Below are 15,251 nucleotides of genomic sequence, written 5' to 3'. Positions count from 1 at the left end.
TACTCCTTGTTCCAGGGTGGGACTGGCGTTCTGACTGCGCGGCATACGCACTGGTGTGTGCGGGTGCCGAGTGGTGCAAGGGGGAGGACACGAGCCGTGCCGTTCGAGCGAGAAAGCCTCAAGCGATGTGGGAGCGCTCCCATGCGCCGATGCCGGAAGGTTCCTGCCTCGAAGGTGTGGGTGTCAAGAGTTGAAGACGCTTCCGTTGCCCGAGTGTGTCCTGCACGTCACGAGACCGTGTCCGGCCGAAGCCTTGCCAAAGGAGGTGCACACCATCTCCGGGCCGGCATGCTCTTGAATTCCAGCAGGTCAAAGGCTTGTTGACGAATGCTCACAGAATCGGCCGGCGGAAGTCCCCGCCGGCGCGGCACAGGCGCCCCGGCTCCGGGAAACGGTTCGCGTCTGACCTCGTTCGCACGGGAGGGCCCGCCGGAAGGTGAACGAAGTGCGGCGCCCGAGGGCGGCTCCGGCCCGCCTGCGCGTTCTTTCCCCGAAGCCGACACCCGGGACATCGCCCGGCAGTACGCGCGGGGGGCGGATGCGGTGCTCTCCGCGGTGAACCGGGGACGCAGGGGGCAGGCCATCGGTACTGTCCCGCACTCCCGCTCCCCCGCAATCGGCCACGCCGTCCGGCACGGTGCGGAGTGACGCGACGACAGCGGCCGGGTCGTCCTCGAGCTCGGCGCCGATGCGGCGCCAAGTCACTGGAACGCGGAGGACGGCGGCGCCGGTGACGGACGGGCGTCCGCATCGCGCACCGCAGCCGCACCGCCGGTGAAGTCGGCGAGTTCCCGGCCGTGTTCGACACGTCCCGGGTGCGGGTCGGTGGCGACCCTGCGGGTCAGTTCGGCGACCTTGAGCGGCAGCCCGGAGGCGAGCAGCACGGCGTTGCCGAAGCGGCGGCCGCGCAGCACCGCCGGGTCGGCGGCGAGGGCCAGTTCGGGGAAGACGGCGGCGGCGGTGGCGATCTGGCCGCGGAGATGGGCCAGCGGCGGGCCGTCGGTGAGATTGGCCACGTACTGCCCGGCGGGCTTCAGCACCCGGCGTACGTCGGTGAGGAACTCGGTGCTGTTGAGGTGAGCGGGGGTGCGGGATCCGCTGAACGCGTCAGCGATGACGAGGTCCGCCCAGTCGTCCGGGATCTTCCCGAGCCCCGCGCGGGCGTCGGTGGAGCGGACCCGGATCCGGGCCTGCGGGTCCAGGGGCAGCTCCCGGCGGACCAGTTGGACGAGCGCCGCGTCCAGCTCGACGATCTGCTGGGTGGAGCGGGGGCGGGTCGCGGCGATGTAGCGGGCGAGGGTGAAGGCGCCGCCGCCCAGGTGCACGACGTGCAGGGGCTGCTGCGCGGGAGCGACAAGATCCGCGATGTGGCCGATCCGGCGCTGGTAGGAGAAGGAGAGGTGCAAGGGGTCGTCGAGGTCGACATGGGACTGAGGGGCGCCGTCGAGGTTCAGCGTCCAGGCACGGGGGCGCTCCCGGTCGGGTATCAGCTCGGCGAGACCACCGTCGACCGCCTCGGCGAGGGTCTCCGGCCTGCGGTCGGAACGCTTCCGGGCGTTCGCGCCACCGCTGGATGCTCCTCGACGTGCCACTGCTGTTTCCCCTGCTCGCTGCTCATCGCTCCGGTGCCGGACCGGCACCGGTGGGGAACACGCCCCCGGCCATTATGAGCTCAGCAGCAGTTGTCGGCCGCCTCGATCAACCGGGCCGCCTGGTCGAGGGCGGCCCGCAGCGCGGCAGGGTCGGTGACCGGTGCGTCGGCGGCGGGCGGCAGCAGCCAGCCGCTGCCGGAGACCGGCGGCTCGGCGGGAATGCGGAGCCCGCGGCCGCTCGTCTGCGTACAGGCACTGCCCGGTACGTCCCAGGCCTCGGCGGTGCCCGGCGGCACCAGGAAGCCGAGGGTGTCGCAGGTGTCGTCGTGCAGGACCGGGCCGACTGCCTCCTGATCGGCGCCGCGGCGCAGGATGTCGACGGCCTCGAGGCCCTGGCGGGCGGGGACGGTCACCAGCTCGCAGGGCCCGGGGGCCAGGAGCGGCAGGGGCTCCGCCACCGCGGGCTCGGAGGCCGGGGGCCGGGGTGTGGCGGGTTCGGGGGTGGCGGGTTCACGCTCCGCAGCCCCGGAACCGGTCGTCGTCGCAGTCGTCCGTGAGCCGGTCTCCGTGCCGAGATGCAACAAGGGACCTCTCCTCTCATCGCCGGGCGGAGCCAGACTCCGTCTCCACATCAACCAACGCGTCGACTACGTCAAGGGCTACGGTGCCACGCCGCCGCAAAGGATGGCAGTTCATGGCGGATCGCGGGCGAGATATCCGTTTTATGGGCAAACACTGTGTGTGTGGTCCGTCACAGCAGGTACCTTCTTGCTCCGCCGGGACACCGGAAACAGGCCCGGCTTGCACCAGAGAGGGCCCAGCCATGGTGTCGACAGGGGCAGTTCCCAACCTCGCCTTCCGGCGGCTGCGCGGACCGCGCTCCGCCGGGGAGTTCGCTGCCGCGGTGCGCAGATCCGCCCGCGAGATCGGCGAGCAGGTCGCGTGCGACGCCCGGTACATCGGACGCGTGGAGTCCGGCGAGATCCGCTGCCCCAACTACGCGTACGAACGAGTCTTCCTGCACATGTTCCCCGGGGCGACTCTGGCGGACCTGGGCTTCTCGTCGCGCGAGACCGTACGCGGCCGAGGGGCGCGCGCCACCGCCGAGATCCCCGACACCCCACTGCCCCCCACGCTCCACAGCGACACCGACGAGGAGAGCGACGTGCTGCGTCGCGTATTCATGACCAGCGGCACCGCCGCGATGGCGGCCGCATCCCTGGGCTTCGGCCTCGGCACCGCCGCCGCTGCCGTACCGGCACAGCGACCCGCACAGCGACGGGTCGGCGAGGCCGAGGTGACCGCCGTCGAGAAGGCGGTACGGCAGATCAGGCTGCTGGACGACCGGCACGGCGGCGACGGCCTCTACCGACGGGCCGCGCAGCCGCTGAGGGCGGCGTACGCGCTGCTGGACGAGGGGACGACCACCCGCCGCTCCACGTCCGACCGGCTGCATGCCGGGGCGGGTGAGCTGGCCATCTCGGTGGGGTGGCTGGCCCACGACTCGGGGCGTTTCGAGGACGCGCGCTCGCACTACGCGGAGGCGCTGGCGACGGCACGGCTGGCCGGTGACGCGGCGCTGGAGGCGCATGCGTTCTGCAACGCGTCGTTCCTGGCGAGGGACACGGGGCGGCCGCGGGAGTCGGTACGGGCGGCGGAGGCCGGGCTGCGGGCGGCGACGCCGCTGGGCTCACCGCGACTGCTGGCGCTGCTCGCACTGCGGGAGGCGGGGGGCCGGGCGGGGCTCGGCGATCGCAGCGGCTGCGAGCAGGCGCTGGGGCGGGCGCACGAGGCCTTCGGACGGGGGACACGCGATGCCGACCCGGAGTGGATGACGTTCTTCCGGGAGGCGGAGCTGGAGATGCTGGAGGCGCAGTGCTGGTCGGCGCTGGGTGACTGGCGGCGGGCGACGCGTCATGCGCGACGGGCCACACAGCTGCAGGACCCGCACTTCACCCGGAACCTGGCGCTGTACCGGGCCGAGCTGACGACGGACCTGGCGCATGCCGGGGCCGTGGCGGAGGCGGCCGCGACGGGGCACCAGGTGCTGGACCTGCTCGACCAGGTGCAGTCGTCCCGGATCCGGGCGATGCTGTCGGGGGCGGTGCGGGTGCTGCAGGCGCAGCGCGGGTCACCGGAGGTGGCGGGGCTTCTGGAGCGGTGCGGAGAGATGGGGGTGTAACGGTCTCCCCCGCGGTAGGGAGTGGGCACCCGGCGAGGCGGGGGCGTCCCGTACCGGTCCGACGGTCGGGTCCGCACCCGCCGAGCAGCCCGTGTCCCCGGCTCCGCCCCCCGCGGAGCGCCCACCACACCTCTGCGCAACGGCGGGACCTACCGGTCCAGGTGACCCGTGTCGTTCCAGCGCTCCAGCGCCGGGGCCCCGTACGCCCACCCCAGGACCGACAGCGACGTCGGGTCCAGCCGGATGCGGGACGCGAACGACACGTCCTCGCCCAGCCACCGCGCCCCCAGCGCCCGCAGGATGTGACCGTGCGCGAAGACCAGCACGTCGCGGTCGGCCGAGCGCGCCCAGGCCACGATCTCGTCCGCGCGGGCGGACAGTTCGGAGAGGGTCTCGCCCTCCGGCACCCCGTCGCGCCAGATGAACCAGCCCGGCCGGATCGCCTGGATCTCGGCCGGGGTCATGCCCTCGTACGCCCCGTAGTCCCACTCCATGAGCGCGTCCCACGGCTGCGCCCGGTCCGCGAAGCCGGCTATCTCGCAGGTCTCCCTGGCTCGGACGAGCGGGCTGGTCCGGACCTCGAGGCCCGGCAGGTCCGCCCACGGTTTCCGGTGCAGCCGCTCGCCCAGCAGCTTGGCGCCCTCGCGGCCCGCGTCGAGCAGCGGGATGTCCGTCCTGCCGGTGTGATTGCCCTTGACCGACCATTCCGTCTGGCCGTGCCGGGCGAGCAGGATACGCGGTGCCATGACGGCTCCCCCTGAGATGTGGATCGGAGAAAACGGCAACAGGGACGGGTCATCCGCCTTTGTTCATCATCGCTCACGTGTCCGGGAGGCAACCTCTGGGGCCGCACCGGCGTCCCTTCCCCCGCGGAGAAGGCTCCGCGCGCACGGGGGCGTCCGCAGGGGACCCCCCGGGGGGATTCGCCACCGACCTGCGCCGTACGGTTGAACGCCCACCGTCGGGCGCATGAACTCATGATGGAGAGCATCCGGATGTCGCTTGCCACCGCCGCGCCCGCGTCGCGGCACCGGCCTCGATGGTGGGCCGAGCTGCCGCTGATCGCGATCGTGTACGCGATCTACTCGGTGGGCCGGCTGCTGGTCCGAAGCGATGTGTCGACCGCCGTCGACCATGGGCTGCGCATACTTCATCTGGAGAAGATGCTCTCCCTCAATGCCGAGCACCCGCTCAACCGCTTGATGACGGCCCATCCGGTGATAGGCATACCCTCCGACTTCATCTACGCCTCACTGCATTACGTGGTCACCCCGGCCGTCCTGGTCTGGATCTACCGGCGGCGCGCGGCCGCGTACCGCGCCGCACGCACCTGGCTGATGACCTCCACGCTGCTCGGTCTGATCGGTTTCGCGCTGATGCCGACCTGCCCGCCGCGGCTGCTCCACGCCACATACGGCTTCGTCGACACCATGGCCCAGTACAGCTCGTACGGCTGGTGGGGCGCCGAGGCGAGTGCGCCGCGCGGTATGGGCTGGATGACCAACCAGTACGCGGCGATGCCGAGCCTGCACGTCGGCTGGGCGCTGTGGTGCGGGATCCTGCTGTGGCGCCACGGCAGGCACCCGCTGCTCCGGGCCGCGGGTGTCGTGTACCCGCTCCTCACCACGTTCGTCGTGATGGGCACGGCCAACCACTACTTCCTCGACGCGGTCGCGGGCGCCGCGGTGATGGGCGTCGGGGCGCTGCTCACCAGGCCGGTGATGCGGCTCGCCGACCGGATCAGGGCAGCGGCAGGGGCCGGCACCACTGTGGCCGTCCCGGTCACGAAGTCCCCTGTTGTCAGTGCCGGATGCAAGACTTCCGCGGGTGAGCGAATCCCCGTCCAGCGGACCTCCTCCGCAGACTCCATCGATGTCGCGGCATCGACCGACGCAGCAGGCGACGACACTCCGGCAGCGGCTCGCTGAACTGCGCGGTCCCGCCGTCGCGCCGCATCCGCTCGATGCCCGCGCGCTGGCCGCCCTCGCCGCCAACCCCGGCTGCAAGCGGCGCGCCCTGCTGGACGGCGCCGGGGTGGACAAGGCCGCGCTGGCGGCCGCGCTCGGCTCTCCCGCCGCGTTCGGTCAGTCGCAGTTCGCTTTCATGCGGGGCAACGCGTTCGAGGCGAGGGTCAAGGCCGACGGTGGCACGGAGCTGATGCGCCTGCTGTACGAGCGGCTCGGCGGGGGCGGCGAGGCGCCGCGCGAGGTCCGGCTGCCGGATCTGGCGGCGGCGGGTCCCGAGGGCCGTGCGGCGCGTACGGCCCTGGCGCTGCGGGAGGCGACCGAGGCGGGTGGCTGGGCTCTGCTCGATCACCCGATGCTGGCCCTGGAGGTGGCGGGCTCGCCCGCCTATCTGGAGCCGGACGCGGTGGTGGTGCACCCCGACGGCCGGTGGACGGTCGTGGAGATCAAGTCGTTTCCCATGATCGACAGTTCGGCGGACGCGGCGAAGGTCGGCGCGGCGGCCCGGCAGTCGGCGGTGTACGTGCTGGCGCTGGAGCGCGTCGCGGCGGTCACGGCGGGGGCGGAGGTCGGCCACCGGGTGCTGCTGGTCTGTCCGAAGGACTTCTCCAACCTGCCGACGGCGTCGGTCGTCGACGTGCGCAAGCAGCGCGCGGTCACCCGCCGCCAGCTGACCCGGCTGACCCGGGTCGAGGACATCGCGGCAGCCCTGCCCGAAGGCACCACTTTCGACCCGGAGTGCTCCGCGCAGGAGCTGACGGCCGCGGTCGACGCGGTCACGGCGGCGTACGCACCGGAGTGCCTGGCCGCGTGCGAACTGGCCTTCCACTGCCGGGCGAAGGCGCGTGCGGCCGGTGCGATCGAGGCGCTGGGGCGGAGCGTGCGGGGTGAGCTCGGCGGTCTGACGACGGTGGGCGCGGTACTGGCCGCGGCGGCGGGCAAGGAAGGCGATCCGGCCGACCCCACGGTCGCCGCCCTGCGCCGCGCCGCGGTCCTGCGCGCGGAGGCGCTGGAGCACCGGGGCGCGCCCCTGGAAGGAAGCCCGGCATGTCGCTGATCAGCACCCTGGCCCGGCTGGAGGCCGTGGAAAGTGGGCGGGCGCAGCCGATGGCCACCGTCCGGCACCGTCATCTCACCGGTGCGCCGCTCGTTCTCGTACCGCTGACCACCGCCGGTGAGGCGGGCGCCCCGCTCGGCGCCCTCGTCGGAACGGACCGGGACGCGCCCCGGCTGCTCGTCGTGGCCCAGCCGCGCGACCGCGATCTGCGGTTCGCTTTCCTCGCCGAGCTGGCCGAGGTGGTCCTGCCGCACATCGAGACGTACACGGACGTGGTGGAGCCCGCCGAGCGGGGCGAGACCGATCCCGAGACCGGAAAGAAGGTCAAGGTCGAGGTCGAGTTGTGCACGGACGCGCCGCAGTTGATCGTGCCGAGCCGGGCGGGTCTCGACTTCGTACGGCTGCTGGGCCGGTCCATGCGGTTCCGGCGCACCGCCGAAGACGACCCGGACACCCCGTATCCGGCGCCGGCCAGGGTCCCGCTGCTGGGCCGCTGGCTCACGCATTACGGAGAGCGGGCCCGGGTGCCGGGTTCCTCGCTGCTCCTGGCCATGACCGATCTGCTGAACCGGCACTGGGCGACCGGGCAGTCCACGCTGGAGGACCAGCATCTGGGGGCGCTGCTCGCCTGGATCGACCCTGCGGCGGGCGAGTCCGGTGCGGAGGCCGCGCTCCGGGCCGAGCTGCAGCGGGACGCCGGTGGCCAGCTGCTCTGCCCGCCCGCCGGTCCGGCGACGGACCCGGCGTTCGACAACCGGCTGCTCGCGCCCGCGATCGAGAAGTACGACCGGGCGCGCACGTCGCTCGCGGCGGCCGAGGACGGTCTCGCGGCCGACGCCCGGCTCGCCGCACTGACCGCCGCCGAGCGGGAGATCAGGTCGCTGCTGGCCGGGGTGGCGCGGCCGACCTGGGACGCGGTGTGGCGGGGGCTCGACCTGATGCGGGAGCTGCCGGCCGGGTCCAGGACCGAGGACCGGTGGACCCGGGACCGGTGGTCGTTCACCGGCCACCGGGACCGGGTGCGGGCAGGGGAGCCGCCGCAGCCGCGCCGGGACGACGCGGTGACGGCGGCGGCAAAGCTGGCTTCGCGGGAGACGGCGCAGGCGCAGTTGGAGGCGCAGGAGGCCCTGGACGACCCGCTGGTGCTCGCCGGGCGCCGGCTGGCCGGTGAGGCGTTCGTCGGGGAGGTGGCCGAGGTGGTGATGGCGTACAGCGAGTCGAAGCGGCCCTCGCCGCGTCCGCTGGTCACGGTCCGGACGGGCGAGCGCCCTCATCTCGGTGAGCGCACGAAGGTCTACCGCACCCTGGACGGCAAGCCGCAGACCGCCGAGTTCGTGGCGTACGCCTCCGAGGATCTCCCGGAAGCGGAGGAGCGGCTGCTGGTGCTGCGGATCACCGACCGGATGGGCCGGGGCAAGGAACCGGCCCCCGGGTCGCTGCCGGAGCCGGGCGACCGGATCGTCTGGACCCTGTTCGAGCACGACCAGCGCAGCGGCCCGAAGCTGCCGGACCCGGAGGAGACGCCGTGGACGCACGGCGGCCCGCCGGGCGCCGCCGGACATTCCGAGAACCCCGACCCCGTGACCCCGGAGGACCTGTTGTGACGGCCGTATTCGATCCGGGCGCCGAGGCGGGGCGGGCCACCGCCCAGATCCTGGACGACACGCTGAACGGCACGGCCCGCGGCATCGTGGTGGACTCCCCGCCGGGTGCGGGAAAGTCGACGCTGGTGGTGCGCGCCGCGCTCGAACTCGCGTCGGCAGGCCGCCCGTTGATGGTGGTCGCGCAGACCAACGCCCAGGTCGACGACCTGGTGGTGCGGCTGGCCGACAAGGACCCGGGGCTGCCGGTCGGGCGCTTGCACAGCAACGACGCGGACCCGTACGACAAGGTGCTGGACGGCCTGGCCAACGTACGGAAGTCGGCGAAGGCCGGAGATCTGGCCGGACTCGATGTCGTCATCTCGACGGCCGCCAAGTGGGCTCATGTGAAGAACGTCGAGCCGTGGGGGCACGCGATCGTCGACGAGGCGTACCAGATGCGCTCGGACGCGCTGCTGGCCGTCGCGGGGCTCTTCGAAAGGGCGCTGTTCGTCGGCGATCCGGGCCAGCTGGACCCGTTCTCCATCGTCGGCGCGGACCAGTGGGCGGGGCTGTCGTACGACCCGTCGGCCAGCGCGGTCTCGACGCTGCTGGCGCACAACCCCGAGCTGCCGCAGCGCCGGCTGCCGGTGTCGTGGCGGCTGCCCGCGTCGGCCGCGCGGCTGGTCTCGGACGCGTTCTACCCGTACACCCCGTTCCGCAGCGGTACGGATCACGGCGACCGGCGGCTGGCGTTCGGGGTCCCGTCGGACGGCTCCGCCCCGGACCGGGTGCTGGACGAGGCTGCGGAGTCCGGCTGGGGCCTGCTCGAACTCCCGGCCCGGCACACCCCGCGCACGGACCCTGAGGCGGTGCGGGCGGTGGCCCTGGTGGTCCGCCGTCTGCTGGACCGGGGTGGCGCGGCGACGAGCGAACGCTCCCCCGACCCGGCCCCGGTGACGGCGGACCGGGTCGCGGTCGGCACGGCCCACCGGGACCAGGCGGCGGCGGTACGGGCGGCGCTCGCCGAGCTCGGTGTGACGGGTGTGGCGGTGGACACGGCGAACCGGCTCCAGGGCCGCGAGTTCGATGTGACGGTGGTCCTGCACCCGCTGTCCGGGCGCCCGGACGCCACGGCGTTCCATCTGGAGACGGGCCGACTGTGCGTCCTGGCGTCGCGCCACCGTCACGCCTGCATCGTGGTCTGCCGTGCCGGCGTCGCGGACCTGCTGGACGAGCACCCGTCGACGGAACCGGTCCAGCTCGGCGTCACGGTCAAGTTTCCTGACGGGTGGGAGGCGAACCACGCGGTCCTGGCCCACCTCGCGGAACACCGCGTCCCGTGGCGCCCGTAACGGCCTCCCCTGCGAGGGGGAGCGGATCGGCGAGCGGCGTCGTGCGGCTTCGACGGCAAGGCGGAGGACGGAGTCGACGCGAAGGGGGTCCCCCCATGCCTTTCGGGCTATGGCGGAGTCGGTGACCGACGACAACGCCGCAGGGGCCCCTCCCTGCTCGAGCGAAGCCGAGAGCTCGGGGGAACAGCCGCAGGGCGTCGGGAGCCCACTCCCTGCCGCGGGGGCGGCCGTAACACTGCCGGATCACGGGCGATGGGCCGTCGGGGGCGTGCGCCGTGCCGGGCGGTGTCCCGGTGCGCCCCCGCGCACCGCCCCCGAAGCCCACTTGCGGGCGGTTGGACAATGGAGGGTGGCCGTCGGGCCCACCGAAGGAGGAACACCACATGGCACAACCCGAGCGGAAAGAGCAGCAGCGGCTGCGCCCCGCGCCCCTGCTCTTCGAGCCGACGGCGGCGGTCGCCGACCCCGAGCACTTCTTCGACCTGGAGTCGATGGACGACCCGGAGGAGCTGCTGGCCCGCGCCACCGAGCTGACGCTGGCCTTCCGCGCCGCCACCGACAGGGCGGTCGAGTACCAGGCGATCGCCGCGGCGCAGCTGGCCGATCCGAGCCGGTTCGACCGGCTCACCACGGCGGACATCGCGCAGCGCGCGGAGTGGACCGAGGACTACGCGAAGAAGATGGTCGAGTTCGGCTGGAGTCTGCTGGGCGGCGCGCGGCCGTGACGCCGGAGCGTCCGGCCCCTGGCCGCCTCCGGGTCCGGGTCCGTATCCGGCGACGGGGACTCCGGGTCCGGCGCCGGCTCTCGCTCCGGATCTGACTCCGGGCACAGCCGGTGGCATATGCCCGCGCGCAAGATACTCCTCCCCGCCTCACCCTGTCCGGGTTTCCGACAATTCTTGCAATCCACAGTGTCACCACCGGTAAACCGGTAGTCATGAGCGCATGGCTGCCAGACGAGACCACCCTGCATCCCGGCATCGGAACCTGGGCCGGGCCCCGCGCCGGCACCCGCCACGGTGCCGATGTCTTCGCGGTCCTGCGGGACCGAGCCGGTGACCAGGCCGCTCAGGTCACCGCGGCCGGAGCGGCCTGGCTGGCCGGTGCCGCCGCGTATCCGCGCTCCACGCTCGCCCAGTGGCAGGCCCACCCCGGTTCCCCCGGCGTGCTGCCGTGCGGATCGGCGTTCGACGTGGTCAATGTGCCGACGCTCTTCGGGCGGCGGATGCTGGAGCACCTGTGGGCCGACGGCCCGGGTTCTGGCCCGGTCGCCACGCACCGCGGGCGGATGCTGCTGTTCGCCGCCCCCGGCACCGCCCAGCGGCTGCCGTCGCTGCTCGAGTGGGAGGAGTGGGGCACCGGCCACGAGCAGGCGGCGGAGCACGGCCCCGAGGCGCCCTGGGAGAGGGAGGACCGCGAGGGCAGGGTCCCGCCGCTGCTCTGCCACGGCACCGGTGACGCGGTGACCGTCCCGCCCCTGGCCTGCGACTCCTCCTCGTCAGGGCCCCGCTGGGTGGTCGCCCCCGACACCCGTGCCCCTTGGCTGCCGGGCCCCGACGTACTGCTCTGGGCCTGTGTGCGCGTGGCCCGCTCCGCGCCCACCGGGTCGGCTCGGATTTCGATTTTTCCTCCCGCCGATCAGGGTGCTAATGTCTACGACGTCAGCAGGCGCCGCTAGCTCAGTTGGTTAGAGCAGCTGACTCTTAATCAGCGGGTCCGGGGTTCGAGTCCCTGGCGGCGCACAGACGGAAGAAGCCCCTCGCGGAAGCGAGGGGCTTCTTCGTTTACCGGAACGGCAGCGTTACGTGCCCGTCGCGATACGGACTGTCCACGCACCCGACGGCGTCCGGTCCGCGACCTCGATCCGGGTGTGCTCACCGGGAACGGAGTACGTCTCGCCGACCCGCAGCGGAGCGTCCGCGAGCGGCGGGTAGACCGACCGGTCCCAGCAGGCGTCGGTATGGGGGTGGGTGTCGATGACCTGGATCGGCCCGCCGCCGGAAGGTGTCTCGTTGCGGACCCGGTAGATCAGCACCCCCTCGCTGCACGTCTCCCGGTCGTTGCCGGTGGCACTGCGGGCCTCCAGCGCCACGGCACTGCCCTCACCGGTCCTGATCACCGCGAGCCGCGTGCCGATGGAGGCGCCGGGCGCCGGCACGGCGGCCATCGGCTCCAGGGTGATGTCCTGGTTGTGCTGGATACATGCCACTTGCCTGCGGTCCAGCCAGCCCAGCTTCCACTTGTGCCAGCCGAACAGGTCCGGCGCGAGACCGAACTGGCTGCCCATCACGTCCCAGTCGCCGACGTACGTGTCCCAGTCGCCCTTGCCGTCCGACGGCCGGTGATAGAGGTCCGGCAGGTCGAAGACGTGCCCGGTCTCGTGGGCCAGCACGTTCCGGTCCGGCGGATGCTGCTCGAAGACGGTGACGACGCGCCTGATGTCCGTGCCGTCGGCGTGCAGCGGCTGGTCGAAGTTGACGACCTTGGTCGCGTCGGAGTCGACGCCGGGCGCGTCCGGGTCGGCGACCAGATAGACGATGTCGTACTTCGAGAAGTCGACCTGATCGTCGGCCGCGGCGATCGCGTCGCGCAGATAGGAACTGCGCTGCTTGTCGCCCCAGTCGCGCTTCATGCCGTACGACGTGGAGGTGTGGGGCATCTGGACCCACTGGTGCTGCGGGTGCGGGCGCAGGGTGAACTTCCCGTACGAGGCGCGCCGGAAGAACTGCGTGGTGGCGGGAAAGTAGTCGGCGGCGAGCTCGTCGGGGGTGGTGACGGGGCGGGCGTCGGGGAACGAGAGAAAGATCATGACCGCATCGAGGGTGTGGTCGGGGCGCGGGTATGCGCCGTCCCACTCGTCCAGGCCGAGCGAGTGATGCGCCCCCGTCCTGGGCAGGGCGCAGGGGCCGGCTTCACCCGTGGCCGCCACGGCCGGACCCGCGACGAGAGAGGTGGAGGCAAGCGCCAGGAGAGAGATCAGACCGGCCACCACACCACGCGGACTCGGTCTCTCCCATCCCCCGAGCCTGCGCTGAGGCGGCACATCGACCTCCGGGTGCGGGATGCGGATACACGCAATCCACCCTGTGTCGGTTCGTAGGCATTCGCCCTGTTGTGCTGCCCCACTCGGGTCAGCAGTCAGCCGCTCGGAGCCCTTTCACGGACAGTCACAAATGATCACTACGGCAAAGCGAAGCAGACTCAAGATCGACGTGAGGGAACGGAGCCGCGCAGAAATAATCAGTCATGGGCAAACCGGAAAGACGCGCGAATGACCCATGCGGGGTGCTCCCCGGGGTCACAACGGACGGGAAGCTGGAACGGGTCAGACAACAGCATCTATGCTTCACCACGCTTTCCTGCGTGGTTCCCGCCTCAGACAACGGCGCTCCGCGCGGCGGGCCAGTCCGACCACGACTGTTCAGGACAGAACTGCACGGCGGGAGCGAGCGGTGAGCGGAACCTCCGAAGGGCCGAGGCCCGCGGCAGGCACAGCGCCCTCTACCGTGCGACCATCCGTCACGGAGCGTCACGTGGAGCCGGTCGGTCCGGAAGCGGTCGACTCCCGTCCGGCCGATTACCGCGCCGCCTTCCTGGGCGCCATGCTGCCGATGGCCGTCGTCGACCACGAAGGCCTGGTCCTGTGCGCCAACGACGCTCTCGGCGGGCTGCTCGGCGCCGACTCCGCGGCGCTGACCGCCCAGTCCGCGTCCGATCTGCTCGACCTCTCCGCCGACGTCCGGACCTGGCATGCGTACCGCGAGGTGCTACGCGGCCGGCGATCCCGGTTCCGTTGCACCCGCAGGCTCAAGCACCCCGACGGACGCTCGATGTGGGCCGAGATCACCGTCGTGCCGATGCCGGAGACCGGGGCAACAGGCGCGAGGACGGACGCAGGGACGGAGCCGGAGGCCGGGAGGGGCGCGGAGATCGGAACAGGGATCACTCCGGGCGCCTCCCCGGTGCTGCTCTCCGTCGCCGACATCAGCGACCGCCACGAACTGCAGAAGCGGCTGCGCCACCTCCGAACGCACGACCCGGTGACCCGGCTGCCCAACCGGACACTGTTCTTCGAGCGGCTCTCCGCCGCCCTGGAGACTCCGCCGTACCAGGACGACAGCCTCCCGCGGCACGGCCGGATCGGGCTCTGCTACCTCGACCTGGACGGCTTCAAGGCCGTCAACGACACGATGGGGCACCGGATCGGCGACCGGCTGCTCGCCGCCGTCGCCGCCCGGCTCACCGACTGCGCCGAACAGGAGAGCCTGCACCGCACCGGCGGCACACTCGTGGCGCGCCTCGGCGGCGACGAGTTCGCGATCCTGGTCGAGGAGTCCGCCGGGACGCAGCAACTCACCGATCTCGCCCGCGCGGTGCTCGCCACCCTCCAGAAGCCGTTCGACCTGGCCGGGACACGGCTGGCCGTGTCGGCGTCGATCGGGGTGGTGGAGCGGAGCGTCGCCGGGACCTCGGCCACCGGTCTGATGCAGGCCGCCGACACCACGCTGTACTGGGCGAAGGCGGACGGCAAAGCACGCTGGACCCTCTTCGACCCCGAGCGCAACGCGCACCGGATGACACGGCAGGCGCTCTCCTCCACGCTCCGGCCGGCCGTCGAGCGCGGCGAGTTCACCATCGAGTACCAGCCGCTTGTCGGGATGGCCGACGGAGTCGTACGAGGGGTGGAGGCTCTGGTCCGCTGGAACCACCCGCAGTTCGGCATGCTCTCACCGAACCGGTTCGTCGCGATCGCCGAGGAGGACGGCTCGATCGTCCAGCTCGGCCGCTGGGTGCTCCGGTCGGCCTGCCGTCAGGCCCGGCGCTGGCAGCTGGACCATCCGGCCGAGCCGCCGCTCTTCATCAGCGTCAATGTCGCCGTGCGGCAGGTCTGGGACTCCGACCTGGTCACCGATGTCGCCGAGATCCTCGCCGAGACCGGTCTGGCCCCCGGACTGCTGCAGCTGGAACTGACCGAGTCAGCGGTGATGGGCCCGGCGGGCCGCCCGCTGGAGGCGCTCCAGGCGCTCAGCGACATGGGCGTCCGGATCGCCATCGACGACTTCGGGACCGGCTACTCGAACCTCGCCTATCTGAGCCGGCTGCCGGTCTCCGTACTGAAACTGGACGGATCGTTCGTACGCGGCTTCCGGTACGAGGACGGGGCGCATCCCAGCCCGGCCGACGAGACGATCGTCGAGGCGATGGTGCAGCTGGCGCACCGGCTGGGGCTGACCGTCACCGCGGAGTGTGTGGAGACCGTGAGCCAGGCGGAACGGCTCCGGCGGATAGGCTGCGACACGGGGCAGGGCTGGCTCTACTCCCGGGCGGTGGCCCCGGAGCGCATCGCGGAACTCATCGGGACGAGCCCCCTGGGGCTCTGAGAGGGCCGCGACCCGGAACACGAAGCCGACCGTGCCTTCAAGCGCCGGGCGGGCCTGTGTTCAGCCGAACAGGACGACCAGGACGAACAGCGGAATCCACGCCTCGATCGCGCCTACCCCCTCCGAGCCGATCAGCGAGG

General features: G+C 72.3%; 12 protein-coding genes and 1 tRNA gene. 9 read left to right on the top strand and 4 right to left on the bottom strand.

The window, feature by feature from the left end; all coding sequences use genetic code 11:
* Positions 1–701: 701 nt before the first annotated feature.
* Together AB0915_RS01745 and AB0915_RS01740 are read right to left on the bottom strand one after the other, a co-directional pair.
* Entirely contained in the window at positions 702–1,592 is an 891-nt protein-coding gene (locus AB0915_RS01745; RefSeq protein ID WP_366689183.1) for a fused MFS/spermidine synthase, read from the bottom strand.
* 80 nt (positions 1,593–1,672) lie between these two features.
* On the bottom strand, positions 1,673–2,176 hold the full coding sequence (locus AB0915_RS01740; RefSeq protein ID WP_366689182.1) for a hypothetical protein: 504 nt from the start codon (positions 2,174–2,176) through the stop codon (positions 1,673–1,675).
* Positions 2,177–2,415: 239 nt separating this feature from the next.
* Between AB0915_RS01740 and AB0915_RS01735 the strand changes: the two genes are divergently transcribed.
* Complete coding sequence (locus AB0915_RS01735; protein WP_366689181.1) at positions 2,416–3,774, top strand: tetratricopeptide repeat protein; 1,359 nt, start codon at positions 2,416–2,418, stop codon at positions 3,772–3,774.
* Between the two features lie 149 nt (positions 3,775–3,923).
* On the opposite strand, the gene AB0915_RS01730 is transcribed toward AB0915_RS01735, so the two are convergent.
* Positions 3,924–4,520, bottom strand: a complete 597-nt coding sequence (locus tag AB0915_RS01730; RefSeq protein WP_266985341.1) for a histidine phosphatase family protein — start codon at positions 4,518–4,520, stop codon at positions 3,924–3,926.
* Between the two features lie 249 nt (positions 4,521–4,769).
* Here AB0915_RS01730 and AB0915_RS01725 point away from each other — a divergent pair, with 249 nt between their 5' ends.
* The 7 genes from AB0915_RS01725 (at position 4,770) to AB0915_RS01695 (ending at position 11,472) form a co-directional block, all read left to right on the top strand.
* Positions 4,770–5,702, top strand: a complete 933-nt coding sequence (locus AB0915_RS01725; RefSeq protein ID WP_366689180.1) for a phosphatase PAP2 family protein — start codon at positions 4,770–4,772, stop codon at positions 5,700–5,702.
* Positions 5,647–6,795, top strand: coding sequence for a hypothetical protein (locus AB0915_RS01720; RefSeq protein ID WP_366689179.1), 1,149 nt, complete (start codon positions 5,647–5,649; stop codon positions 6,793–6,795). Before AB0915_RS01725 ends, AB0915_RS01720 begins: the two co-directional genes overlap by 56 nt.
* Positions 6,786–8,399 carry a hypothetical protein gene (locus tag AB0915_RS01715; RefSeq protein WP_366689178.1) on the top strand — a complete coding sequence of 538 codons (1,614 nt, stop codon included), beginning with the start codon at positions 6,786–6,788 and terminating at the stop codon, positions 8,397–8,399. The genes AB0915_RS01720 and AB0915_RS01715 overlap by 10 nt, the downstream gene beginning before the upstream one ends.
* Positions 8,396–9,730, top strand: coding sequence for an AAA domain-containing protein (locus tag AB0915_RS01710; protein ID WP_366689177.1), 1,335 nt, complete (start codon positions 8,396–8,398; stop codon positions 9,728–9,730). The genes AB0915_RS01715 and AB0915_RS01710 overlap by 4 nt, the downstream gene beginning before the upstream one ends.
* A 383-nt stretch (positions 9,731–10,113) precedes the next feature.
* Positions 10,114–10,455: a hypothetical protein gene (locus tag AB0915_RS01705; RefSeq protein ID WP_358862460.1), complete on the top strand. Its 342-nt coding sequence runs from the start codon at positions 10,114–10,116 to the stop codon at positions 10,453–10,455.
* Positions 10,456–10,667: 212 nt separating this feature from the next.
* Complete coding sequence (locus tag AB0915_RS01700) at positions 10,668–11,408, top strand: hypothetical protein (protein ID WP_366689176.1); 741 nt, start codon at positions 10,668–10,670, stop codon at positions 11,406–11,408.
* Positions 11,399–11,472, top strand: a tRNA-Lys gene (locus AB0915_RS01695). Before AB0915_RS01700 ends, AB0915_RS01695 begins: the two co-directional genes overlap by 10 nt.
* Before the next feature lie 59 nt (positions 11,473–11,531).
* On the opposite strand, the gene AB0915_RS01690 is transcribed toward AB0915_RS01695, so the two are convergent.
* On the bottom strand, positions 11,532–12,719 hold the full coding sequence (locus tag AB0915_RS01690) for a M6 family metalloprotease domain-containing protein (RefSeq protein ID WP_366689175.1): 1,188 nt from the start codon (positions 12,717–12,719) through the stop codon (positions 11,532–11,534).
* A 463-nt stretch (positions 12,720–13,182) separates the two neighbouring features.
* Here AB0915_RS01690 and AB0915_RS01685 point away from each other — a divergent pair, with 463 nt between their 5' ends.
* Positions 13,183–15,111 carry an EAL domain-containing protein gene (locus tag AB0915_RS01685; protein WP_366689174.1) on the top strand — a complete coding sequence of 643 codons (1,929 nt, stop codon included), beginning with the start codon at positions 13,183–13,185 and terminating at the stop codon, positions 15,109–15,111.
* Positions 15,112–15,251 lie beyond the last annotated feature (140 nt).

The sequence above is a fragment of the Streptomyces sp. NPDC048411 genome (assembly GCF_040704695.1).
Classification (GTDB): domain Bacteria; phylum Actinomycetota; class Actinomycetes; order Streptomycetales; family Streptomycetaceae; genus Streptomyces.
Note: the sequence above shows the minus strand (reverse complement) of the source record. Positions and strands in the feature narration are given on the sequence as shown.

Bases quoted from the DNA above. Each gene is read 5' to 3' on its own strand.
- AB0915_RS01735 (WP_366689181.1), top strand. From the start codon at position 2,416: ATGGTGTCGACAGGGGCAGTTCCCAACCTCGCCTTCCGGCGGCTGCGC.
- AB0915_RS01730 (WP_266985341.1), bottom strand. From the start codon at position 4,520: ATGGCACCGCGTATCCTGCTCGCCCGGCACGGCCAGACGGAATGGTCG.
- AB0915_RS01725 (WP_366689180.1), top strand. From the start codon at position 4,770: ATGTCGCTTGCCACCGCCGCGCCCGCGTCGCGGCACCGGCCTCGATGG.
- AB0915_RS01720 (WP_366689179.1), top strand. From the start codon at position 5,647: ATGTCGCGGCATCGACCGACGCAGCAGGCGACGACACTCCGGCAGCGG.
- AB0915_RS01715 (WP_366689178.1), top strand. From the start codon at position 6,786: ATGTCGCTGATCAGCACCCTGGCCCGGCTGGAGGCCGTGGAAAGTGGG.
- AB0915_RS01705 (WP_358862460.1), top strand. From the start codon at position 10,114: ATGGCACAACCCGAGCGGAAAGAGCAGCAGCGGCTGCGCCCCGCGCCC.
- AB0915_RS01700 (WP_366689176.1), top strand. From the start codon at position 10,668: ATGAGCGCATGGCTGCCAGACGAGACCACCCTGCATCCCGGCATCGGA.